This is a genomic window from Xanthomonas sp. DAR 80977 (assembly GCF_041240605.1).
Taxonomy (GTDB): Bacteria; Pseudomonadota; Gammaproteobacteria; order Xanthomonadales; family Xanthomonadaceae; genus Xanthomonas_A; species Xanthomonas_A bundabergensis.
This window is the reverse complement of the sequence record NZ_CP162487.1, coordinates 5442041-5466744: the sequence shown is the minus strand read 5'-3', so window position 1 is coordinate 5466744 and position 24704 is coordinate 5442041. Positions and strand designations below refer to the sequence as shown.

Below are 24704 nucleotides of genomic sequence, written 5' to 3'. Positions count from 1 at the left end.
CAGTCGCGACGCGCGTTACCGAGAGCGCCGATGCGATTGGTGGCCGTGGCCATCAGGCGCGACGAACGACGTCATGGCGTCGCCGGATCGAGGTGGGCGTCGGCGCCGATGGTCCGATGGCGGTTCATCTCACGCACCGCACCGGGCCTTGAGAAGCGAGCCACAAGCCCACGCCGCCACCTCACTCCACCTCGGCCACGCTCGCGCTGTAGGTCGCGCCATCGCGGCGCACCCGCACCGGGCCGCCGAACACCGCCGACAGCGGCGCGTCGGCCAACAGCTCCTCGCGGCTGCCGTCGGCGTAGACGTGGCCGCCGCGCAGCAGGATCACCCGCTCGATCTCCGGCACGATCTCCTCGATGTGGTGGGTGACCAGCACCAGGGTGATGCCCTGGCGGGCGAGCGCGCGCATCGTCGCCAGCAGGTGCTGGCGCGCGACCATGTCCAGCCCGGTGCTGGGTTCGTCCAGCAGCAGCGCCTGCGGCCGGTTGACCAGGGCGCGCGCGATCAGCACGCGCCGGGTCTCGCCGGCCGACAGCTCCGCATACGGCCGCTGCAGCAGCGGCGACGCCTGCGCCAGCCGCAGTGCCTCGCGCGCGCGTTCGCGCATCGCCTCGCTCACCTCGCGGTGCGGCGGCACCACGTAGCTGGCGAAGAAGCCGGACAGCACCGCGCTCTCCACGTCCAGCCCGGGCATGTCGGCCAGATTGACGCTGAGGTCGCCGGTGACGATGCCCAGCTGGCTGCGCAGCCGGTCCACCTGCCAGCGGCTCTGTCCCAGCACCCGCACCGGCGGGTCTTCGCCGGCCCGCGCCAGCGGGTACAGCTCGCGCGTGATCAGCTTGATGAACGAGGACTTGCCGCAGCCGTTCGGGCCGAGGATCGCGGTGTGCTGGCCGAGCGCGATGCGCAGGCTCAGCTCGTGCAGCACGCGCACCTGGCCGCGCACGACGCTGGCGCGGTCCAGTTCGATCAGCGGCGCGGCGGCCGGCATGGGAGTTGCATCGGGGAGGGCGACGGACATGGAAGTGCAACCGTTCTGTGATCAAGAGCGCGCAGCGGCTGAATACCGTACGCAGGCGACGGGTGAAGTTTGCCGCCACTGCCCCCATCATGTCTCCTATACCAACACGGCGCACGCCTTCACCGCCTGGAGTTCTGGCAATGTCCGACGCGATTCTCGACTTCCTCAGCTCCGGCCTGTTCGACCTCGGCTGGTGGGGCATGCTGGCGGTGCTGTTGGTGTTCACCCAGCTGACCATCTTCGCGGTGACCCTGTACCTGCACCGCAGCCAGGCGCACCGCGGCGTCGACTTCCATCCGCTGCTGTCGCACTTCTTCCGCTTCTGGACCTGGTTCACCACCTCCATGATCACCAAGGAGTGGGTGGCGATCCATCGCAAGCACCACGCCAAGGTGGAGACCGAGGAGGATCCGCACAGCCCGCAGACCAAGGGCATCGGCCGCGTGTTCTGGCGCGGCGTGGAGCTGTACCGCGAGGCGCGCGCCATGCGCGGCGACATCGAGCAGTACGGCAAGGGCGCCCCGGACGACTGGATCGAGCGCCGCCTGTACACCCCGCATGCGAACTGGGGGCCGATCGCCCTGTTCGCCGTCGATTTCCTGCTGTTCGGCCTGCCCGGCATCGCGCTGTGGGCGCTGCAGATGGCCTGGATCCCGTTCTGGGCCGCCGGCGTGGTCAACGGCCTTGGCCACTGGTGGGGCTACCGCAACTTTGAATCGGCCGACACCTCGACCAACCTGACCCCGTGGGCGCTGTGGATCGGCGGCGAAGAGCTGCACAACAACCACCACGCCTTCCCAAGCTCGGCGCGCTTCTCGATGCGGCGCTGGGAACTGGACATCGGCTGGGTCGCGATCCGCACCCTGGCCGCGCTTCGCCTGGCCAGGATCCTGCGCGTGGCGCCGACCCTGGACGTACGCCCGAACATCGCCGTGCCCGACGCCGACACCCTGCGCGCGCTGCTCTCGCACCGCTTCCAGGCGATGACCGACTACCAGCGCAACGTGTTCGCCCCGGCGTTGAAGGAAGAAGCCGCGCAGGCCGGCGCCAAGCTGCGCAAGCTGCTGCCGCGGCGCCTGCGCAAGGGCCTGGTCGACGACGGCCGCTGGCTCAAGCCGGACGCGCGCGAACAGCTGCAGCACTGGGTCGCGCAGCGCCCGCGCATGCGTACCCTGGTCGAACACCGCGCGCGCCTGGCCGCCCTGCTGGAAGCGCGCAGCCACGACGCCAGCGAACGCCTGAAGCAACTGCAGGCCTGGTGCCACGACGCCGAGGCCAGCGGCATCGCCGCCCTGCAGGCCTATGCCGCGCGCCTGAAGGGCTACGCGTTGGCATGAGCCACGGTGTCCCGCAGACGCCTCGCGAACGCCGCCTCGTGCGGCGTTCGTCGTTCATGGCAGCGTTCGTCCTGTTGACGGCGCTGAGCGGCGCGATCGCCAGCGCCGGCGCGCAAGTCGTCGACAGCACCGGGAGCTATCTGCAACGCATGGAACGCGACGGCGACGGCCGCGTCAGCCTGGACGAATACCTGGCCTGGATGAGCTACGCCTTCGACGCGCGCGACCTCGACCACGACGGCGTGCTCAGCCCCGCCGAACTCCCCGGCGGCCGCGGCAAGCCGATCACCCGCGCCCAGCACCAGGCGACCTTGACCGCGCGTTTCCGCAAGCAGGACGGCAACGGCGACGGCTATCTCAGCGCCAGGGAGTTGGCGGCGCCGCCGAGATGAACGCGTCGCTTCGTTCCCAAGTCCGCTTTCTTGTGCTTTCTTCCATCCATGCAGCCAGTTCTTTGTCCATAAAAAATGACTACGAAACGCTTATTAATCTGACTGCATCCGCGGCGCAATGCTTTGCTTAAATAGGCCGCGCACTAACACACTTACTTTAATCAACCCTTGTTATCACAGGAAAGCGCCCTGCTGAGATGTGTTAACGATGGTTTTCATCGAAGTAGCGCAGCACGAACACCTCTCTTTCACTATTCCAATGGTGCTCGGCCTTATCGTAGCGCTGCCACGGGAAACCGTATATCGAACATGAAGGCAGTGCCGTCCCAGTCCGGATCTTTGTCCGGCAGGGTAAGGTACCGAAACTCTCAAAGGATTCCCGAACAGTCGCTCGACATGGTCTTCAAAACGCTCTGTGTGGCCACAAGTACGGCTCCAGTAGATCGTATGCCGCAACTACCAAAGTTGGTATATAGAAGAATCAAATGGCCATCCCTAAAAAAAGCAGAATATTTTCCTGAACCGTCATCCCTAATGGATCTCACAAGATAAACGTGCTTTTGACTCAAGAAAAAACTTGGTGCATCCAGCAACCTCAATTCATGACCCGTTATTTCTACGAATTCACGGCCAGCAAGAATTTCCTTTGCTCTCCCATCGCCGCTCATTGGTATTTCAAATAATCTCCCCTCTTCCATCCTATCCAATTCGCGCGGATATTCCGGCACGCTCAGTTGAGGATTTGGAGCGGATGCGCAACCAGAGAAAAAGGCTATAAAGAAAAGAGCGCGGCATGATTTATTTTTTTTGCAATTCAACTCTTTCTTTATTATTTCCCTGACCCTGTCATCAGGTTGCCCGAATGGGTCCGCCATTATATTCCCCTCCCAACCTTGAACCGCTTTAGACCGCCTCGGATTTTGAGATATGACGTCATACATGTCAAATCGTCCACCATACTCGAATTTCATTATATGCCCAGCCTCATGTGCAAATACCCAGGGGTCGCTACCGGCAAAAAACCATTTCCCCCAGTTGCCCTGCATATAAGATGTGCCATGGCGGCCGCGGCAAGGCGATCAGCCGAGTCCAGCACCAGTCCACCTTGACTGCGCGCTTTCGCAAACAGGACGGCAATGGCGATGGTTATCTCAGCGCCAGGGAGCTGGCGGCGCCGCCGCAGCGAGAGGTTGACCCGGCCCATGTCGTCCATGTCGGGTCTTAGCTTGGGGCTTGAGACGTGGGTTCCGTCACCTGGACGATTTGGCACTTAAGGAAAGGTGCAGCAGCGCCATCGAAAGGAAACAGACGGCGGTCGCATCGCTTCGAATACCGACCATCGCCAAGGCGAGAAAACAGTACATCGCGGCCAGTTTACGGTGCGAGGAAGAGCGCATGGTCGTTTAGTTCTGCAGGTAAGTTCGATGTGTCTCCTCGCCGTTGCCCAACGCCGCCGTCCACCGCTGACGCCTAGATGACGCTCTGCAACGCCCAGCTCTTGCAACGCTGAAAATTCTCTTCGTTGTTCCAGACCATGATGTAGGTCGGGCCCCGCACGCGTCCGATCAGTTCGAAGGCCTTTTCGCGATCGCGAGCGAGGCAGGCGAAGCGGGCAAAATTCTGCAGGTTCCACTCATCCGGATAGACCTTGAGCACATCGTCGATCCCCGCACGCATGGTCGACCAGCGTGCAAGCGACTCGCTGAACAGTCGTTCGTCGTAGACCGATTGCGAGGCGTACCAATAGATGCGTGCGTACAGCCCTTTTCCTTCCCGCGCACGAGTGCGCTCCATCGCCATCCTGGTGAACCGTTCGATGTCGGCCGCACTGCCTCCCCATTTTGGCGAATAGAACTCGATCGCGTGGAAATAGATCTCGTAGTACTCGGGATACCGCGTCATCGCTTCATCGATCAAGCTCTGGAAACGGGCATCGTCCCACTGCTGCGCCTTGGCGACGGATTCCATCTTGACGTACCACTCCGGATCCGACGATGCGATCTTCTTGTTGTCCTCCAGATAGCGTCTCGTCGCCTCGATTCCGGCTCTGAACGGTGCCCAGTCCTCCGGTCGAACCGTATTCGCATAGCCCCCGCCGCGATGGCTCCAGGCGCGTCTGGACAGCCACTCCGCGTACGCCAACCGTGCGGTCGGAGACTTCGGATATGCCGCGATCCAGCCTTTGGCGGTCTGTTCTTTTTCCGCCCATGTCGCCTCGTCGTACGTACCTATGAGGAAATAGCGATCGACGCCGCCATGGAGCACACTCAATTTCCAGACGCCGCTGGAGGTACGGGTTTGCCGCGTTCGGAATTGCGTGGCCTGCTGCTCGAGCGCTGCGAAGTCGCCCTTTTTGAGCGCCTCCTTCGTGCTATCGAGAATCGATGTGCGTTCCTGTATCTCTTCGCTCGATGCCTGCGTGGAAAGCATCGAGGCGGCGACAAATAGAAACGCAGTCAACACGCGATGATTTGTCCAGCTCATTGCCCCTGCTCTCCTTGAAAAAATCGTGCTTCCTTAACGGATATGGGAGGCTCCAATACGATGCTGCCGCCGGCTTGCTCCGCCCGCGCACATTGGCGTGTCTCCGCCCAGCGCCCGCGACCCACGCAGCTGAAGGCGTCGGGTGGGAATCGGGCGGCGTGTGGACGATCAAAGGTGCCAGAGAAAATATTCACTTCAAACAGATATTCCCTCTGGTCCATTTTTCTAGCGCGCGATTATCTGTAGTGACTCTGATCATCAAGGCGAGACTCAAAACACTAAAGAATTTCTGCCTTATTCCTCTTTGTGTTCCATGAAACAAGCTTCATAACTCCAGGCGGCCAAGGCTGCGATGGCGGGAAACCTGGCGGCAAAGCATACCAAGTCACGTATGTCGCACACACCGTCTTGTGCACTAGCTGGAATTTTTTCCATTTTTTGCTTCTTGAGTTCTTTCTTAACTGCAGCGGGAAAATTATGGTCTACTCCAAGGGAAGTGTGGCATGCCTCGTCTGCAAAAGCGCTTGACATCATTGAAGCTAAAAAAATCAAAACCCATAGTCTTCGCATTTTTTAGACTCCCGACGTTTGACAGCTTCAAGAAGATTGCGTTTGGTATTCGCATCCAATGGGGTTTTCTTCTTAATTTTTGAGATGCAATCAATGGTGATGGCATCAGCTCTACACTCGGTTTCATGAAACTCACGCGCATAAGCCTCGCTATCAGCAGTGTAATTCTGGGGCCAAGGAGCGGCCCCGAGCGGGCGGCCCAAGCATGCGCCCGGATGTACGGTTTTTAAAAATCTTTTATGCTCTTCTTCATGGCGCTGCGTGCATTCACGGTCGCAGCCATTGTTGCAGTTACTTACCATGAAGCCTCCTTTTCCATCACAGGTCGTTAGACCCAGTTGACCTGCGCAAGTCTTAGTATCCCAGACGGCTTCCAGTCCAAATGGATCATAGAACCGAGTCGGTGTGCCTAACGAATAAAGGTAAGAAGAAGTTCCTCCTCTCAACCCAATCGGATCACTCTGCCCATACCGCCCAATACGAGGTTCATAGTCCCGGAAGTAGTTTTGATTGAACCCAGTTGCCGCATCGTAGCGCTGCCCCGGGAAGCGCATATCGAACACGAACGCGGTGCCGTCCTTGTCCGGGTCCTGGTCTGGTGCGGTGGTGCCGAAGGCTTCGCCCTTCAGGTCCCAGGTCCAGATTGCCACGTCGCGCACCGGTCGATCACCGCGCGCGGACTGCCTAGGTGGTGACGAAGTGAAAATCGCCACAAAAGAAATATCTAATCGCGGTTGCAATAATGTTCACTTTTACTGTCTGATGTCCAAATGACTCCATAAGTCCAGTAACTATTTTCAACTTGCTCCAGAGATAGCATCAAACGTTTTTTACAAAAATTATATATTCTCGAATACGGCGATTTTGTTGGTGTCGACTCAACCCAACCAAGGCTCAATGCTTTTTTTTTGAACTCCACTAAAGGCAAAGAATCCTTATTGGCCAATCTAATACCCTGAGACGAGACACCTACAATGCTCACCCTATCAAAGGCTGTGATAGGAACCCCGCCAAAATTGTCCGAAAAAGGCGCAATTTCTTTTTTTAGATGACTTATGCTTGGCCTTCCAGAGGGATCGTAACCCTTAGATTTCACGTAAGAAATATAAAGCCCATATCCAATGCAAAGGAATATAAGCAAAAAAAACGCCGGCTTGAGCACCTTCACCACGTCCACCCCCATCCATCGTTACTTATAACTTCTCCCAACTCGCCGCCGAAACCGCCTGCTTTGCTACCCTTAGTGGCAGAAACACCAGCTCCAACACCAATTTCTGTTGTGGATCCGGCACCTGGGGAATGACTGTAAGCCCCACCTACTACTTCATAGGCTCCGAAAGTCGCTAATCCAGGCCCGGTAAACAAATTGTCAAGCTTGGAACTACTGGGAGTATCGCATTGATTTGCCCAGCCAATACTAGCCGTAACTCCAGCAGATATAAAATGCGGGTATATTTTAGCCAAACCTTTACTCATATAAACCCTTCCATTTCTGCCGCGCGCAAAAGATAGCGTTCCAGGCCCGTAGCCAAATGAGACCTTGACAAAATCAGGCCCTCGAATGTTCGTGCCCGTCTCCCACCAAACCTTATGCCCGCCGTTATTAAAAGAGCCAACAGATTCAAGTCCATATAAGTCAAAATTCAAAACAGCATTTGAATCAGCATAAGCAAAGGTATTTATACCTGCTTTCAACCCAATCGGATCACTCTGCCCATAACGCCCTGTGCCCGGATCGTAGTCTCGGAAGTAGTTCTGGTTGAACCCCGTCGCCGCATCATAGCGCTGCCCCGGGAAGCGCATATCGAACACGAACGCGGTGCCATCCTTGTCCGGATCCTGGTCCGGCGGGGTGTTGCCGAACGCTTCGCCCTTCAAGTCCCAGGTCCAGATCGCCACGTCACGCACCGGGTCGATCACCGCCCGCGGGCTGCCCAGGTGGTCCGGCTGCACGTAACGCAGGCTGTTCTTGGCCAGTACGCCCACCGGCAGGTCGTCCAGCCAGATCGCCTGCTGCAGCGACGCGCCGTTGGCGTCGTAGTTGCCCAGCCAGTGGCCGCTCTCGTCGTACAGCGTGTAGGTGTTGGTCTTGTCCACCCGCCGCACCTGCTCGCCGCGGCCGTTGTAGCCGTACTTCATCACCACCGTGCCCGCGCGCTTGGCCTGGCTCATCCGGCCCGTGGCGTCGTAGGCGAACTCCTGCGCCGTGCCGCCGATGGACAGCGTGTTGCCGATCGCGTCGTAGGTGCGGGCGGTGCCGGCCACCGCGCTCAGGCGGTGGCTGGTGGTCGGGTACGTGTAGCTCTGGGTGACGGTGTTGACCTTGGCGTTGAGCCGGTTGCCGGTGGCGTCGTAGCTGTAGCCGTCGATCACCGTGCCGGTCGGGCCGTCCTTGAACGCGGTCAGCCGGCCCAGGGCGTCGTAGTCCAGGCTCACCACCGGGGCGGTGTTGCCGGCCGCGGTCAGGGCGCTGAGGTTGCCGGCCGGGTCGAAGGCGAAGCCGGTGCTCAGGCCGTCGCTGCGGGTGTCGCTGACCGCCAGCGGGCGGTAGTCCTGGTCCAGCACGCGTTGCATCGGGCGGCCGTTGCCGTAGGACCAGCTCGCCACCGGGCCGAACGGGTAATAGGTCGCGTTGCCCAGCAGCACCTGCCGCGTGCCGCCGGCCGGGGTCACGCCCACTTCCGTGGTCTGGCCCTGGGCGCTGCGCACGTAGTCCACTGCCGCGCCGTCGGGATAGGTCAGGCGGCTGAGCTGGCCGGCCTTGGTATAGGCATAGCGCAGCACGAACACCTTGCCGTTGGTGGTCTGCACCTTGCGCACCAGGTCGCCGAAACGGTCGTAGCAGTAGTCGGTGCTGCCGCTGCTGTCCTGCATGCGCGCCAGGCGGCCGATGGCGTAGGTCTCGCCGCTGGCGCAGGTGGTCTGGCTGACGTCGTAGGTATAGGTGACGTTGAGGCTGGTGGTCGGATAGGCGACCTTGGTCAGCCGGTTCAGCGCGTCGTAGCTGTAGGTGGTCTTGATGTTGCGCGCATCGGTCTGCGTGGCGCGGTTGCCGGCGCTGTCGTAGGTGTACGTGGTGACGCCGGTGTCCGGGCTGGTGAGCTTGGTCAGGTCGCCCAGGCCGTTGTAGGCGTAGGTGGTGTCCAGGCCCTTGGGGTCGGTGACCTTGGTCAGGTTGTCCAGCGCGTCGTAGCCGAACTTGGTCTCGGCCGCGATGCCGCCCACGTCCTGCAGCGTGCGCGCCAGGCGGTTGAGCGGGTCGTAGTCGTTCTGGGTCTTGTGCCCCAGCGCATCGGTGACCGCCGTGGTGTTGCCGTTGGCGTCGTAGCCGAAGTCGGTCGGGTCGCCGCTGGCGGTGGCCTGCGTGGCCAGCTGGCCGAGCTGGTTGTAGACCCGCGACAGCGTGCGCTTGAGCGTGCCCGACGCGTCCTTGGTGTCTTCCTTGACCCGGTTGCCGGCGTTGTCCAGCGTGTAGTGCAGCGTATTGCCGGCGTTGTCGGCGATATCGGTCAGGCGGTGCGCCGCGTCGTAGGTGAAGGCGGTGAACGCGCCGTCCGGCTGGGTGACCTGCTTGACCAGGCCGGTCGGCCAGTAGTCGATGCGGGTGATGCGGTCGTCGCTCTCGCTGCTGTCGTCGGTGCCGCGGACCTTGCTGGCGGTGAGCCAGCCGCGCGGGTGGTAGGTAAAGTCGGTGATGAGGCCGTTGGCGTCCTTCACCGACAGCACGCGGCCGGCGCCGTCGTAGGCCAGGTACTCCGTCACCTGGCCCAGGGCGTTGGTGACTTTCCACAGGTCGCCCTTGCGGTGCGGGCAGGTGGCTGGAGTGCTGGCACAGGTCGCATCGTCTGATGGGTAATACGCGTAGCTGGCAGTGTCGCTGATGTCGGTGCGCGGCCCATCCACAGCCTTCAGCAAGCCGAGCAGCGGGCAACTGCTACCGGAGGCGACATCATCCGCCTCGCAGTAGCTATATGTCGTAGTACGTAGCTTGCCACTGCTGATGTCCTTGACCACAGCGCTAGTGGACTGCAGGCGCAGATTGCGCGTAAAGCGCGTCTCGCGATTGCTATCCCGGGTCAAGATCACACGATTGCTCGCGAGATCGCGGGTCTCCACGCTGTCGCGCGCACCTGACAAGCCAACTGCCTGCTGAGCAGTATGCGTGCTTGCGGGAAGACCGCTTATCGAATCGACGGCCTCGGCGTAGCTATGTTTGGTTTGCACTCCACTACGATCGATGACGGTATCCACGCGGCGCCGAAAATCCACCGATTCATCGTAATACGTAGTGCTGAGCGTACCCACGTTGTCGACAACATCGCCGATTTTGCGCGGCGGACCATTGGCGGCGCCTGCGGCTAGGCCGTAGTTGGTTTGATGGCCGAGCGCATCGGTGACGATAGCCCCGCCTGCAGGCGTGTAGCTCAAGGTGATACCGTCCGCGCCGCCGTCATGCTGGCTGGAGATCACCCGGCCTTCGTCGTCGTAGGCAAACCAACTGTAGCGACGTCCGTCCTCGGCGGTGATGCCGGTCAAATTCTTGGGATAGCGCGTGTCTTCGTAGTGATATGCGCGGTTGCCGCCGCCAGGATAGGTTGCCGTACCGACTTGGCCAGTGGCGGTGTAGGTATAGCTGACGAGCTGGACGCCCGACGCGCTGACAGCAACGATCGAGGCATTCTCGGCCGTTGAGTCGTAATGGAACTCCAGCGTGCGGCCGCTGGAGTGAAGGATCGCGTTCAGGCGGCCCATCGCATCGTAATCGTAGGACAGGCTGGTGCCGTCCTGATTGTTTCGTTCCAGCAAGCGGCCGTCGGCATCGAAGGTGAGAACGCTATCGGTGCGGTAGAGTTTCCAAAGGCCGCCATCGGCGACGATGCGGTTGCCGCTGCTGTCGGAGGCAAAGTACGCGTCGCCGGACTTGCGGTAACGGGTGTGGAAGCCGCCGCCATCGGTCAGGCCCAGAGAATCGTCGGCGATCGACAAGCGTAGATCATGCGAGTGCGTCCAGCCGTACCCAAAGCCACCGGAGGCATTGGAGATGCCGGAATGATAATGGCGTTCGAAAGCAATCCAGCCGAGATCGAAATCCGTTTCGATCTGGTATTTATCGCCGGTCTTTGTGTCGCAGGGATTGCCCTCGTAGCCGCATCCGCGTTCGAGCGTTTTGGTCACTACGAACGCGAGCGCATACTCGTTGACACACGCTTGGTACTTGTCTCGCCACGACATGAATTTTTCGATCGAGCACTCAGTCTTTCTATGTCGCGCAAGTTCTGAGGTACTGCTTCGGGGTACGCAATCGCTACCGGATCTACGGGTGTAGTCCAATTGATACGGCTTTTTCCCCCATTCGCCGCCATCGTCACCTGGACCAGTGCGGCTGTAGTCCCAGTCTCCCAAAAGAGTAAGCTTAGCAGTGGCAGGACATGGGCTATTGCTCGCATTGGCGATGCTTACCAGTTCTTTGATAGCCTCGTCTTCAGTCGCATAGTCCTGCGCACCGACCGGATATTCCCAGTCTGGATCCGTAGGTTGTTCTTTTCCATTCCAATACGTGATCTTCAACTCCCCATTCTGGGAAATTTCCCGACTCTTTATTTGATCTGCATACTTATAGAAACCGGGAGTATAAGGACTGGGATCTGGCAAATTCTTGATGGAAGCGGCAGCTTGGTCCTGGGTCTTGTACGGACCGTGGGTTTGCCCATCTTGATCGAGTAGTGTCCAGGTTCTTTTGCTTTCTTCCGCGGCGACAGTCGTAGCCAGCATGGGCATGAACATGCTCACCAGCAGCAATAAACTCCTCGAATATTTGAGCGCTGACTTGTAGATGGCGTGACTGTCGCTTCCTGCCTGATACATATCCCTGAAATCCTTGAAGTAAAATCTTGGAGTCACGTCTGCGCGCGTCAATTCGATATGAGCCTGCAGAACGGGCACAACTCTGACGGCATGCATGCAGATGCCGTTGCTAGAAACGTTCTTGAGATCAAGTCGAGTTGCTCCCTACCCATATCTGGTGCCCACCGGCACGCTGCGTCCTAGCATTGGCGACGTTGATACCTTTAGCACGCTACTTTGTCAATCGAAAGACACTGCAACCAGTCGCAACAGGCACACCACGTCAAATGTGAGAGGAATTGTCCATCCCTATTCACAGCCGAACATGCTGGGCGTCGCATTTGTAACGTGATCCGAAATTGTCAACGCTGCTCCGGACATTGATGTACGGGTTCGCGAACGAAGTTGATCGGCTCCAGGCTCTTTCCGATCCGGCGCCAGGCATCGGCGAACAGACGGTTGTCGTAGTGCGCTTGCGAGGCGCACCAATAAATCCTCTTGGCGACGGTGATACATTCCGCCGGCTCGCCTTCTCAACCGACCATCGCACTCCACCCCCATGCCCGAACTCCCCGAAGTAGAAACCACCCGGCGCGGCCTGGAGCCGCATCTGCTGGGGCGGCGCATCCATGGCGTGATCCTGCGCCGGCCGGACCTGCGTTGGCCGATCCCGCCGGAGGTGGCGCAGCAGTTGCCGGGGCAGCGCATCGACGGCATCCGCCGCCGCGCCAAGTACCTGCTGCTGGACACCGCCGCCGGCAGCGCGCTGCTGCACCTGGGCATGTCCGGCAGCTTGCGCGTGCTGCCCGGGGACACGCCGCCGCGGGCGCACGACCATGTCGACATCAGCCTGGAAGACGGGCGCGTGCTGCGCTTCAACGATCCGCGCCGCTTCGGCTGCCTGCTGTGGCAGGCGCCGGGCCAGACCCACCCGCTGCTGGAGGAACTCGGGCCGGAGCCGCTGTCGGACGAATTCGACGGCGATTACCTGTTCCGGCGCAGCCGTGGCCGGAGTGCGCCGGTAAAGACGTTCCTGATGGACCAACGCATCGTGGTCGGGGTCGGGAACATCTATGCCGCCGAAAGCCTGTTCCAGGCCGGTATCAGTCCGCTGCGCGAGGCCGGGGAGGTCTCGCGGGCACGCTATGCGCGGCTGGCCGAGGCGGCCAAGGCGATCCTCGGCTACGCCATCGCCCGTGGCGGCACCACCTTGCGCGACTTCATCAGCCCGGACGGGGCGCCGGGCTATTTCGAGCAGGAACTGGCGGTCTACGGCCGCGAGGGCGAGGCCTGCAAACGCTGCGGCCGGCCGCTGCGGCATGCCAGCATCGGCCAGCGCGCCAGCGTCTGGTGCGGGAGCTGCCAGCGCTGACGGACGGCAGCCGCTGGCCGCCGGCCCGCGTTATAGTCCGCGCGAATCCCGGCCGGAGGAGAGACCGCCGTGGTAGAGACCGCACCCGAGATCACCGTGTGGCTGGATGCCGCGCGCGGCGGCGACCGCGCGGCGCTGGACCGTGTGCTCAGCACCCTCTACCAGGAGCTGCACAGCATGGCCCGGCGCCAGTTGGCCGGGCAGCAGAGCCAGACCCTGGATGCGACCTCGCTGGTCCACGAATCCTATCTGAAGCTGCTCGGCGCGCACGGCATGGCCCGCTTCGACGGCCGCGCGCACTTCTTCGCCTACGCCGCCTCGGCGATGCGCAGCGTGGTGGTGGACTACGCGCGCAACCGCCTGACCCGCAAGCGCGGCGGCGACCTCAAGCGCGTCGCCGAGATTCCCGAGGACAGCGGCGGGGTGCGCCTGGACGAGGACCTGCTGGCGCTGGACGTGGCGCTGGACCGGCTGCAGGCGATCGACGAGCGCCTGGCCAAGGTGGTGGAGCTGCGCTATTTCGCCGGGCTGTCGGAACAGGAGATCGCCGAGCTGATGCAGCGCTCCGAACGCAGCATCCGCCGCGACTGGCAAAAGGCGCGCATCTTCCTGTTGGCGGCGATGCAGGATCACTAGGACGCACAAGGAGCACGCATGGATGCGCTGCAGTGGCAACGCCTGTCGCCGTTGCTCGACGAATTGCTGGAGTTGGCCCCGGACATGCGCGCGGCGCGGCTGGCGCAGCTGCATGCGCACGACCCGGCCATGGCCGACGAACTGGTGCGGATGCTGGCGCTGGACGCGGCCGGCGCGGACCTGCTCAGCGAGCCGTTGCTGACCACCGCCACCGAGTGCCTGTGCGCCGGCAGCCGGGTCGGGCCGTACGCGCTGGAGTGCCTGCTCGGCGAAGGCGGCATGGGCCAGGTATGGCTGGCGCAGCGGGCCGACGGCCTGTACCAGCGCCAGGTCGCGCTGAAGCTGCTGCGCCCCGGCTATGCCGACGCGGCGCTGCGCCAGCGCTTCACCCGCGAGCGCGAGATCCTGGCGCGGCTGGAGCATCCGAACCTGGCGCGGCTGCTCGACGCCGGCATCGCCAACGACGGGCGCCCCTACCTGGCGCTGGCCTATGTCGAAGGCGAGCCGCTCACCGACTACTGCCAGCGCCTGCACCTGTCGGTGAGCGCGCGGCTGCAGCTGTTCCTGCAGGTGTGCGAGGTGGTCAGCCATGCGCACGCCAACCTGATCGTGCATCGCGACCTGAAGCCGTCGAACATCCTGGTCAACGCCGCAGGCGAGGTGCGCTTGCTCGACTTCGGCATCGCCAAGCTGCTCGACACCGAGACCGACGCCGCGGCCGATCCGCATCCGCGCACCGAGATCCGCGCCTTCACCCTGCACTACGCGGCGCCGGAGCAGGTGCGCGGCGAACCGATCACCACAATGACCGACGTGTATTCGCTGGGCGTGGTGCTGTACGAACTGCTCACCGACCAGAAGCCCTACCACCTGCGCCGCAGCAGCGATGCCGAATGGGAGCGCGCGATCCTGGCGGTGGAGGCGCCGCGGCCGTCGGCGGCCGTGGTGCGCGCCGCGCAGCAGGGGCAGCGCGATCCGGCCGAGGCGCGGCGCCTGGCCTGGCGGCTGCGCGGGGACCTGGACAACATCCTGCTCAAGGCGCTGCAGAAGCCGCTGGCGCAGCGCTATTCCTCGGCCGAGGCGCTGGCCCAGGACCTGCGCCGCTACCTGCAGGGGCGGCCGGTGCAGGCGCGCTCGCGGGGCGTGGCCTACCGCCTGCGCAAGTACCTGCAGCGGCATCGCTGGAGCCTGCTGATCGGCAGCGCGACCACGGCCGCGTTGCTCGGCGCGGTCGGCGTGGCGCTGTGGCAGGTGCGCGAGGCGCACCGCGAGACGGTGCGCGCGCAGGCCATGCAGGATTTCGTGATCGGCCTGTTCGATCGCGCCGGCAACGCGCAGCGCGGCGACGGTTTCGACCTGCGCGGCCTGCTCGCCAGCGGCGAACAGCGCGGCGAACGCGAACTGCTGCGGCAGCCGCTGGCACGGGCGGAACTGCAGGGCGTGATCGCGCGCCTGCGCATCGGCCTGGGCGACTATCGCGAGGCGCTGCTGCTGCTGGAACGGCAGCGCACGCTGCTGGCCACGCAGGACGACGTGCCGCTGGCGCTGCGCCTGGAAGCGGCGGCGCAACACGGCCGCGCGCTGCGCCTGCTGAGCCGTTCGCAGGAGTGCGTGGCGGTGTTGCAGCCGCTGGCGGCGCAGGCGCAGCAGGCGCAGGCGCAGCTGCCGCTGCAGGCCGCCGGCTTCTTCTCGCAGCTGGGGCGCTGCCGGCGCGTGCTCGGCGAACGCGCGCCGGCGCGGACCTGGTTCGAGCGCGCGCTGGCGCTGCACCGCGACGTGCTGAAGGATCCGGCCGGCATCGTCGAGAGCATGACCGACATCGCCTCGATGGACAGCGACGTCGGCCACACCGATGCGGCGATCGCCGGCTACCTGCAGGCCCTGGCCCTGCTCGACCGCCAGGCCGGACCGCGGCATCCGCTCAGCGTCAACCTGCTGCGCAGCCTGGGCGTGGCCTACCGCGATCGCGGCGACGTCGACCAGGCCGAGCAGGCGGTGAGCGCGGCGCTGGCCCTGTCGCGCAGCTTGAACGGCGATCGCCACCCGGTCAGCCTGGGGCTGCGGCGGCTGCGCGCGGCGGTGATGATCGACCAGGGCCGCCTGGACATCGCCGAACGCGAACTGCGCGCCGCGCATGCGCTGACCGTGGAGCGGCTGGGGCCGGCGCATCGCGACACCGGCATGAGCTGGAGTTCGCTGGCGATGCTGGAACTGGAGCGCGGCCAGGATGCGCAGGCGATCGCCGACATGGACCGCTCGGTCGCGATCCTGCGCGCGCCCGACAGCCAGGCGCTGCTGCCGTACATGCTGCTCAACCAGGGCCTGGCGCTGTCGGCCGCGGGCCGTTACCGCGATGCGCTGGCGCCGCTGTACGAAGCGCGCGCGCGCTGGATCGCGCAACTGGGCCAGAACAATCCGGCGGTCGGCGACAGCGAGCGGCTGATCGCCGAGGCGCGTGCCGCGCTGGGCGAACCGCGGCAGGCCGACGTGCTGCTGGCGCAGGCGCTGCGCCGCACCGAAAGCGGCTACGGCCCGACCCATCCACGCACCCGCGCGGTGCGCGTGGCCTGGGCGCGCAACCTGGGCCGGCTCGGCCGCGACACGCAGGCGCTGCGCGAACTGGAGCTGCAGGCGCGGCTGGGCGGGGACGGCATCGAGAGCCGCAAGCTGCGCTGGCGCGCCCGCGCCTACGCCGCCGAACTCCATTGCCAACGCCGCAACGGCGCCGGCAGCGGGCGTGGCGAACTGCAGGCGCTGCAGCGCGAACTGGCGCAGGCGCAGCCGCAGGGCGGCACGCTGGTGCACGAGGTGGAGGGGCTGAGTGCGGCTTGCGGCGCTCCGGCGGTGCTGACCGCCGCGCGGTGAGTCTCGACCACGAAACGGCGCTCGCAGCGCGGCCGCGGCGGCCGCGGACCTGCGTCCTTGGCGGCGACGGCGGCCTGCCTGCCGGGATCGGCGTCTGCGAACGGCCGGCGATCGCCGCTACCATTGGCCACCGCCCTCCGACCCGCCGCGCCGTGCCCGTTCGCCATGTCCTGTTCCTGTGCGCCCGCAACCGGTTGCGCAGCCCGACCGCCGAGCAGCTGTTCGCCGACTGGCCCGGCATCGAGACCGCCTCGGCCGGGGTCAACGCCGATGCCGACACCGCGGTGACGCCGGAGCTGCTGGCCTGGGCCGACCTGATCTTCGTGATGGAACGGCGCCACCGCAGCAAGCTGGCGGCCGCGTTCCAGCGCCATCTGGGCGGCAAGCGCGTCGTCTGCCTGGACATCCCCGACGACTATGCGTTCATGGATCCGGCGCTGGTCCGGCGGCTGCAGCAGGCGGTGACGCCGCACCTGCCGCGCCGTCATCCGGCGCCTTGAGCGGCACACCGCGCGGGCGCGCGGCGCAACCCGTCCGGTGACGTCGCGGGCGCAGCAGCGAGCGCCATGCTTGCCGAACGGCCGAGCGCCATGGCGGCACCAGCGCCACCTATCGTTCCCGGGCCACCCTGCGCCGGGAAGCGGCGGAGCTGCGGCACCTGTTCGAGGACTTGGCCAATGGCGACCGAGATCGCGGCGACCGTCGTCTTCGCTGCTGCGATACGTGCAGGTGTTCGGATCAATCCGTTGCCGAAGCCGCGCATGCGCCTGCGCCAGGCGCGACGGCCGGAGTGCGTCGAGCGCAACGGCGCGCCTGCGCGGGCGAGCGACTGTCGCCGCGGCCGCATAGCCGCCACAATCGCGCTTCCTTCCTCGATCGCAGGTTCGCCATGCGCACCGATACGCAGAATGGACGGTGGCGCCCGCGCGCGGCGCTGCTCGCGCTTCTCGGTGCCTGGCCGCTGCTCGCCGCCGCCGCCCCGGCAACTGCGCCTGCGCCTGGCACCGATGCGACTGCGCCCTGGAACATGGACAACGGCGTGGTCCGGTTCACGGTGACGCCGACCCTGGGCGGGCGCGTGCTGGGCTTCCAGCGCAGCGGTGGACCGAACCTGATCAAGCTAGGCGACGCGGTGCAGCGCCAGCCGTTGCCGACCGTCAGCGCGAGCGCCGACGATATTCCGTATTTCGGCCACGACGTCTGGGTCGGGCCGCAGAGCGCCTGGTGGCAACACCAGGACGCCAATCCGGCGCGGCGTGCGGCGCATGCGAACTGGCCGCCGGACCCGTACCTGAGCTTCGCCACCACCAGCGTCGTCGCGCGCTCGCCGCAGCGCCTGCAACTGCGCGGCGTGGACAGCCCGGTCAGCGGCGTGCGCCTGCTCAAGACCTTCGCGCTGTCGCCGCAGCGCGCCGACAGCGTGGTGTTGCAGGTCCAGGCACGGAACGTGCGCAAGACCGCGGTGGCCTGGGACCTGTGGTTCAACACCCGGGTCAGCGCGGCCACGCGGGTGCTGGTGCCGGTTGCGGCCGCCGCCGACATCCGCGTGCAGCCCAGCGATGGCGCCGGCTACGCGCCGCCGCAGTACGCACTGCAGGACGGGGTGATGGCGCTGGCCGCCGCGCCGCCGGGCAGCGCCGGACAGCGTGGCAAGTTGCTGCTGCAGCCGTCGGCCGGCTGGATCGCCGCCTTTTCCGGCGGCCAGGCCTGGGTGATCCGCTTCGCGCACCAGCCGCGCGCGCGCATCCATCCCGAGCAGGGCCAGGTCGAGTTCTACCTGGATGCGTCGGTGGCGGACCCGGGCGGCGGCCTGCTGGAAATGGAGGTGCACGCACCGTACCGGAGCCTGGCGCCGGGCCAGCGCATGCAGGCCGAGGAACAGTGGACCTTGCTGGACTATGCCGGCGGCGACGACCCGGCGCAGCAGCGCAGCTTCCTGTGCGGGCACGCCGCGGCGCTGGCGTTGGCGGGGGCCTGCACCACGCAGTAGCTCTCGCGTTTAACGCGGCTTGTCTATGATGGAGCCCCTTTCCGCTTCGATCCGGCCCATGCAACGACGCGATTTCCTCAAGAACGCCGCCGCCGCCTTCGCCGCCATGGGCTTGCCCGCGATGCCGATGCTCGGCCAGGCCTCGCCCGCGGTCGGCCTGCGCCGCCTGGGCAAGCCGCAGCCCTTCGACTATGCCTGGCTCAAGGGCCACGCCCGGGCCATGGCCCAGGCGCCGTACCAGAGCCACAAGCGGGTGCTGCCTGGACCGCTGGAAGCGCTGAACTGGGACCAGTACCAGTCGATCCGCTACCGCCAGGACCACGCGCTGTGGGCGGTGGACAAGGCGTCGAAGTTCCAGGCCAAGTTCTTCCACCTGGGCCTGTACTTCAAGTCGCCGGTGCACATGTTCGACCTGGTCGACGGGCAGGCGCAGGAACTGGCCTACGACGGCGCCGCGTTCGACTACGGCAGCAGCGGCCTGCAGGGCAAGCACCTGCCCAAGGAGCTGGGCTTCGCCGGCTTCCGCCTCAACACCAAGCAGGACACCGACCGCGACTTCGCCGCGTTCCTCGGCGCCAGCTATTTCCGCGCGGTGGGCAAGGAAGGCCAGTACGGCCAGTCCGCGCGCGGCCTGGCGATCGATACCGGCACCGGCGGGCCGGAGGAATTCCCGGACTTCATCGCCTACTGGCTGGAGCAGCCCAAGGCCGGTTCGGACACGGTGGTGGTGTACGCGCTGCTCGACTCGCCGAGCGTGGCCGGCGCCTACCGCTTCGCGATCACCAACGGCGACGTGCTGCTGATGGACATCGACAGCGCGCTGTACCCGCGCAAGACCATCGAGCGGCTGGGCCTGGGGCCGTGCACCAGCATGTACCAGGTCGGCGAGAACGACCGCCGCATGGACTGGGACTGGCGCCCGGAAATCCACGATACCGACGGCCTGGCGATGTGGACCGGCGGCGGCGAATGGATCTGGCGGCCGCTGTGCAATCCGCCGCAGCTGCGCTTCAACATGTTCGTCGACGAGAACCCGCGCGGCTTCGGCCTGCTGCAGCGCGACCGCAATTTCGACCACTACCACGACGACGGCGTGTACTACGAGAAGCGCCCGTGCCTGTGGGTGGAACCGAAGCAGGGCTGGGGCAAGGGGTCGGTGCAGCTGGTGGAGATCCCCACCGTGGACGAGACCTTCGACAACATCGTCGCGTTCTGGAATCCGCAGGAAAAGCCGCAGCCCGGGCAGGAACTGCTGTTCGGCTATCGCCTGTACTGGGGCGCGCAGCCGCCGGCGTCTTCGCCGCTGGCGCATTGCGTGGCCACGCGCACCGGCCTGGGCGGCGTGGTCGGGCAGAAGCGCAGCCATTTCTCCTGGCGCTTCGCGGTGGACTTCGTCGGCGGCGAGCTGGCCGCGCTGGGCAAGGACAAGGACGCCAAGGTCGAGGCGGTGCTGCAGCTGAGCCGCGGCAGCACCGAGATCGTCTCGGCGCGGCCGCTGCACGAACTCTCCGGCTATCGCGCGATGTTCGACGTGGTGCCGCCGGACGAGGGCACCCAGCAGATCGACATCCGCCTGTTCCTGCGCGCCGGCGACAAGCCGCTGACCGAGACCTGGCTGTACCAGTGGACGCCGCCGCCGGCGGCCGAGCGCAAGCTGTATTGAGTACGGCCGGGCGATGTCGCCCGGCGCGGTATCGCCGGGCGGCATCGGTGTGTGCGTTGGCCTGTTGCGCGTGGTGGCTGATCGGTGGCGACGCGCAATCCGATGCGCTGAAACTGCCGGGCTTCGCTCGTCGCGGCTGAAGCCGCTCCTGCAGGGATCTGCGAAGAGCAGGCCGGGTGCACTGTAGGAGGGGTTTCAACCCCGATGCTTTTTGCGGTGTGCTGAAACTGTTGGGCTCCGCTCGTCGCGGCTGAAGCCGCTCCTACAGGGAGCTACGGAGAGCAAGACGGGTGCACTGTGGGAGGGGTTTCAATCCCGATGCTTTTTGCGGTGCGCTGAACTGTTGGGCTTCGCTTGTCGCGGCTGAAGCCGCTCCTACAGGGATCTGCGGAGAGCAGGCCGGGTGCACTGTAGGAGGGGTTTCAACCCCGATGCTTTTTTGCGGTGCGCTGAAACTGCCGGGCTTCGCTCGTCGCGGCTGAAGCCGCTCCTACAGAGGCTTGCGTAGAGCAAGCCGGGATGCACTGTGGGAGGGACTTCAGTCCCGATGCTTTTGGCGGCGCCGCGGCGTGTCCGGCGCCGCGCACTGCAGCCGGCTCAGGGCTTGGCCGGTTGCTGCGGCGTCGGCGCGGGTTCCTGGGTGATGTCCTCGACGTCGCCGATGTCCACGCGGCCGGGCGTGCGGCCGTCCCAGACCCGGTCCTGCAGCTTCCAGTACGCCGCCGGTTCCCAGAATTCCTTGGCGTAGAACACTTCCGGATCGATGCTGCCGCCGCGCGGGCCGTTGATCTGCAGGCCGGAGGCACCGGAGTGGCCGAGCATGCTGCCGGTGCTGCGCCCGGCTTCGCGGCGCAGCACCGCTTCCTGGCGCGGCTTGGCTACCTGGTCGCCATACGTGGCCAGCATCTTCTTGTCCTGCTTGATCGCGCGCTGGCGCTCTTCCGGGGTCAGCTGGTTCCAGTACTCCATCTTGCGCGCGGTGAACGCCTCGTAGCCGCGCTCGGAGGCCAGCGCCATCCACAGGAATCCCATCGCGCGGTCGCTCGCCACGCCCTGGCCTTCCCAGTACATCTCGCCCAGTCGCGCCTGCGAGGGCTTGTCGGCGTAGCGCGCGGCGAGCAGGTAGTTCTTCTTGGCCTCGGCGAACTCGCCCTTCTTGTCGGCGCGGATGCCGGCGCGGCGGTAGAACAGGTCCAGATGCGCCTCGAGGAAACCGTCGGTCAGCACCTGCGCCGGGATGTCCTCGAACGTGCGCGCATTGTCGGCGGCGGCCGCGTTGCCGGACAGCGCGAGCGCAACCGCGAAGGCCAGGGCGGTGCAGCCACCGATGGCGTATTCCTTGAACTGATGCATGTAACTCTTCCCATGAGTGCGATCGCTGGCGATTCTAGACGTGCGTTGTTGCGGCGATCCATAGACTGATGGCCTATGCGGCGCCTGCCGTGCAGGCGTCGTCAAGCGCGGTTCATGATTGGCGCGTCGCCGGGCCGACGCGGCGGATGCGCGCACCCGTACAGTGCAAGGCGCTCACGACTGCGGTCGCCCGTGCATGCGGCCAAGGCGATGGCGATCAGATCCAGGCCGGCGCGTTCTTGCGCCTGTGCCGCAGCCGACAGCACGGCTGCGCTAGCGCGGCAGCGCGATCTGCAACGGATCGATGCGGCCTTCGCCGCGCATGATCTTCTTGAACTCGGCGCGGCTCACCGACACGTAGCGCTCGTTGCCGCCGATCTCCACCTGCGGGCCGTCCTGCACCGCGTGGCCGTCGGCGTCCACGCGCACGGTCATCGTCGCCTTGCTGCCGGTGTGGCAGATGGTCTTGATCTCCTGCAGCTCGTCGGCCCAGGCCAGCAGGTACTGGCTGCCCTCGAACAGCTCGCCGCGGAAATCGGTGCGCAGGCCGTAGCACAGCACCGGGATGCGCAGCCGGTCGACCACCTCGCTGAGCTGCCAGACCTGCGCGCGGCTGAGGAACTGCGCCTCGTCCACCAGCACGCAATGCAGCGCGCCGTCGCGGGCGATGTCGTCCTGCAGCAGCGCCAGCAGGTCGGTCTCCGGCACGAAGCTGCTGCCGTCGGCGCGCAGGCCGATGCGCGAGGCGACCACGCCGCTGCCGTCGCGGTGATCCAGGCGCGGGGTCAGGATCGCGGTGCGCATGCCGCGCTCGCGATAGTTGTGCGCCGACTGCAGCAGCGTGGTGGTCTTGCCGGCGTTCATCGCCGAATAGTAGAAATACAGTTTCGCCATGGCGCGATTCTAGCGCGGCGGCGGCCCGCGCCGCAGGCCGGGCGCGGCTGGGAAAACCCGTTCAGCGCCGGCGCGGCGGCGCCGGCATCGCCGCCCGCCGGCGCCCGTTACAATGCGCGGCCCAGGGAAGTCTTCATGCACGGTCTCAATCCCCCCCAACGCGCCGCGGTACTGCATTGCGAAGGCCCGTTGCTGGTGCTGGCCGGCGCCGGCAGCGGCAAGACCCGCGTGATCGTGGAAAAGATCGCGCACCTGATCGCCACCGGCCGCTACCCGGCCAAGCGCATCGCCGCGATCACCTTCACCAACAAATCGGCCAAGGAAATGCGCGAGCGCGTGGCCAAGCGCATCCGCGGCGACGCCGCCGACGGCCTGACCATCTGCACCTTCCACGCGCTGGGGCTGAAGTTCCTGCAGATCGAGCACGCCGCGGTCGGGCTGAAGCGCGGCTTCTCGATCTTCGACGCCGACGATGCCGCCGCGCAGATCAAGGACCTGATGCACGGCGCCAAGCCCGACGCGATCGACGACGCCAAGAACCTGATCTCGCGCGCCAAGAACGCCGGGCTGTCGCCGGAGCAGGCGATGGCCGCGGCGCGCAGCAACCGCGAGCAGGAAGCGGCCAGCCTGTACGAGCGCTACCAGGCGCGGCTGACCACGTTCAACGCGGTGGACTTCGACGACCTGATCCGCCTGCCGGTGCAGGTGCTGGAGGAGAACGAGGACATCGTCATGGCCTGGCGCGAGCGCATCGGCTACCTGCTGGTGGACGAGAGCCAGGACACCAACGACGCGCAGTACCGGCTGCTGAAGATGCTGGCCGGCCCGCGCGGCAACTTCACCTGCGTGGGCGACGACGACCAGAGCATCTACGCCTGGCGCGGCGCCAACCCGGAAAACCTGATGCAGATGGGGCGCGACTATCCGGCGCTGCAGATCGTCAAGCTGGAGCAGAACTACCGCTGCTCCAACCGCGTGCTGCGCGCGGCCAACGCGCTGATCGCGCACAACCCGCACGAGCACCTGAAGACCCTGTGGAGCGACCAGGCCGACGGCGAGCGCATCCGCGTATGGGAATGCCGCGACAGCGAGCACGAGGCGGAGAAGGTCGCCGCCGAAATCGCCTACCTGGGCAACGCCAAGCAGGTGCCGTGGAGCGATTTCTGCATCCTGTTCCGCGGCAACTTCCAGTCGCGGCCGCTGGAAAAGGCCTTGCAGATGGCCGGCGTGCCGTACCACATCACCGGCGGCACCGCGTTCCTGGAACGCCAGGAAGTGAAGGACGTGCTGTCGTGGCTGCGGTTGCTGGTCAATCCCGACGACGATGCCGCGTTCCTGCGCGCGGTGCAGGCGCCCAAGCGCGAGGTCGGCGCCACCTCGCTGGCCAAGCTGGCCGAACTGGCCTCGGCCAAGCATCTGCCGATGTCGCGCGCGGCCGAGTCGATGGGCGCGCTGCAGCAGCTGCCGCCGCGCGCGGCCAACGGCCTGAGCGACTTCGTCGACATCCTGCAGGAACTGCGCACCGCCTCGCTGACCTTGTCTTCGGCCGACGTGGTGCGCCAGCTCGCCGAGCAATCCGGGCTGATCCGCGAACTGCGCAGCCAGTGCAAGGACGAAGCCACGTTCCAGCGCCGCCGCAGCAACCTGGAAGAACTGGCCAAGTGGTTCGAGGGCGGCCCGCGCGGCGCCACCGTCGGCGACCTGGCCGCGCAGCTGGCGCTGCTGTCGCGCAACGACAAGGACGACGGCGGCAACCAGGTGCGGATGATGACGATGCACGCCTCCAAGGGCCTGGAATTCCGCTACGTGTTCATCGTCGGCTGCGAGGACGGCGTGCTGCCGCACGAGGTCAGCCTGGAGGAGGGCAACCTGCAGGAGGAGCGGCGCCTGCTGTACGTGGGCATCACCCGCGCCAAGGAGCAGCTGTGGATGAGCTACAGCAAGCTGACCCGCAAGTTCGGCGAGCACATCCGGCTCAAGCCCAGCCGCTTCTTCGCCGAGATCCCGGCCGAGGAGATGCAGCGCGACGGTGCCGACCCGGTGGCCGATGCCGAGCGCAAGAAGGAGCGCGCCAATGCCGGGCTGGCGGCGATCCAGGCGTTGTTCGATTGAAGGCGGGGATTGGGGAGTGGGGATTCGGGATTCGCAACGGCGGTTGTGCGCCGCGCTGCGGGTGGCGCGTCTGGGGTGTGGCGCGGGTATGTGCCAGACCTTGCTAGCTGTTTCCTTCTCCCACCGGGAGAAGGTGCCCCGAAGGGGCGGATGAGGGTACGGGCGAAG

General features: G+C 65.2%; 16 protein-coding genes and 1 pseudogene. 9 read left to right on the top strand and 8 right to left on the bottom strand.

Annotated elements, in window-relative coordinates; genetic code table 11:
• Positions 1-181: 181 nt before the first annotated feature.
• Positions 182-1024, bottom strand: coding sequence for an ABC transporter ATP-binding protein (locus tag AB3X10_RS23160; protein WP_369977924.1), 843 nt, complete (start codon positions 1022-1024; stop codon positions 182-184).
• A gap of 140 nt (positions 1025-1164) precedes the next feature.
• Between AB3X10_RS23160 and AB3X10_RS23155 the strand changes: the two genes are divergently transcribed.
• Positions 1165-2361, top strand: coding sequence for an acyl-CoA desaturase (locus tag AB3X10_RS23155; RefSeq protein WP_369977922.1), 1197 nt, complete (start codon positions 1165-1167; stop codon positions 2359-2361).
• A gap of 56 nt (positions 2362-2417) precedes the next feature.
• The gene (locus AB3X10_RS23150) at positions 2418-2753 is read left to right on the top strand and encodes a calcium-dependent protein kinase 21 (protein ID WP_369977920.1); all 336 of its coding nucleotides are present in this window, start codon (positions 2418-2420) and stop codon (positions 2751-2753) included.
• Between the two features lie 368 nt (positions 2754-3121).
• Here the strand turns inward: AB3X10_RS23150 and AB3X10_RS23145 are convergent, their stop codons facing one another.
• The 5 genes and pseudogenes from AB3X10_RS23145 to AB3X10_RS23125 form a co-directional block, all read right to left on the bottom strand.
• A complete protein-coding gene (locus tag AB3X10_RS23145; protein ID WP_369977918.1) occupies positions 3122-3799 on the bottom strand; it encodes a hypothetical protein in 678 nt (225 codons plus the stop codon).
• Between the two features lie 424 nt (positions 3800-4223).
• Complete coding sequence (locus AB3X10_RS23140; RefSeq protein WP_369977916.1) at positions 4224-5237, bottom strand: DUF4034 domain-containing protein; 1014 nt, start codon at positions 5235-5237, stop codon at positions 4224-4226.
• 944 nt (positions 5238-6181) lie between these two features.
• Positions 6182-6498 (bottom strand): annotated as a pseudogene (locus AB3X10_RS23135) (RHS repeat-associated core domain-containing protein); the annotation flags it as partial.
• A 33-nt stretch (positions 6499-6531) separates the two neighbouring features.
• A complete protein-coding gene (locus AB3X10_RS23130; RefSeq protein ID WP_369977914.1) occupies positions 6532-6984 on the bottom strand; it encodes a hypothetical protein in 453 nt (150 codons plus the stop codon).
• Positions 6972-11768: a DUF6531 domain-containing protein gene (locus AB3X10_RS23125; protein WP_369977912.1), complete on the bottom strand. Its 4797-nt coding sequence runs from the start codon at positions 11766-11768 to the stop codon at positions 6972-6974. The genes AB3X10_RS23130 and AB3X10_RS23125 overlap by 13 nt, the downstream gene beginning before the upstream one ends.
• A gap of 442 nt (positions 11769-12210) precedes the next feature.
• Between AB3X10_RS23125 and mutM the strand changes: the two genes are divergently transcribed.
• From mutM to AB3X10_RS23095, 6 genes are all read left to right on the top strand, one after another.
• On the top strand, positions 12211-13023 hold the full coding sequence (gene mutM / locus AB3X10_RS23120) for a bifunctional DNA-formamidopyrimidine glycosylase/DNA-(apurinic or apyrimidinic site) lyase (RefSeq protein WP_369977911.1): 813 nt from the start codon (positions 12211-12213) through the stop codon (positions 13021-13023).
• A 69-nt stretch (positions 13024-13092) separates the two neighbouring features.
• On the top strand, positions 13093-13659 hold the full coding sequence (locus AB3X10_RS23115) for an ECF-type sigma factor (RefSeq protein ID WP_145704274.1): 567 nt from the start codon (positions 13093-13095) through the stop codon (positions 13657-13659).
• Between the two features lie 18 nt (positions 13660-13677).
• Complete coding sequence (locus tag AB3X10_RS23110) at positions 13678-16524, top strand: protein kinase domain-containing protein (protein WP_369977909.1); 2847 nt, start codon at positions 13678-13680, stop codon at positions 16522-16524.
• A 152-nt stretch (positions 16525-16676) separates the two neighbouring features.
• Complete coding sequence (locus tag AB3X10_RS23105) at positions 16677-17024, top strand: low molecular weight protein tyrosine phosphatase family protein (RefSeq protein WP_369977907.1); 348 nt, start codon at positions 16677-16679, stop codon at positions 17022-17024.
• A 527-nt stretch (positions 17025-17551) separates the two neighbouring features.
• Positions 17552-18514, top strand: a complete 963-nt coding sequence (locus AB3X10_RS23100; RefSeq protein ID WP_369981976.1) for a DUF4380 domain-containing protein — start codon at positions 17552-17554, stop codon at positions 18512-18514.
• 58 nt (positions 18515-18572) lie between these two features.
• Positions 18573-20177 carry a glucan biosynthesis protein gene (locus tag AB3X10_RS23095; protein ID WP_369977905.1) on the top strand — a complete coding sequence of 535 codons (1605 nt, stop codon included), beginning with the start codon at positions 18573-18575 and terminating at the stop codon, positions 20175-20177.
• Between the two features lie 597 nt (positions 20178-20774).
• Here AB3X10_RS23095 and AB3X10_RS23090 read toward each other — a convergent pair.
• On the bottom strand, positions 20775-21530 hold the full coding sequence (locus AB3X10_RS23090; protein ID WP_369977903.1) for a sel1 repeat family protein: 756 nt from the start codon (positions 21528-21530) through the stop codon (positions 20775-20777).
• 273 nt (positions 21531-21803) lie between these two features.
• The gene (locus AB3X10_RS23085) at positions 21804-22424 is read right to left on the bottom strand and encodes a thymidine kinase (protein ID WP_145704262.1); all 621 of its coding nucleotides are present in this window, start codon (positions 22422-22424) and stop codon (positions 21804-21806) included.
• Between the two features lie 135 nt (positions 22425-22559).
• On the opposite strand from AB3X10_RS23085, the gene rep reads away from it, so the two are divergent.
• Positions 22560-24536, top strand: coding sequence for a DNA helicase Rep (rep, locus tag AB3X10_RS23080; RefSeq protein ID WP_369977900.1), 1977 nt, complete (start codon positions 22560-22562; stop codon positions 24534-24536).
• Positions 24537-24704: the final 168 nt, after the last annotated feature.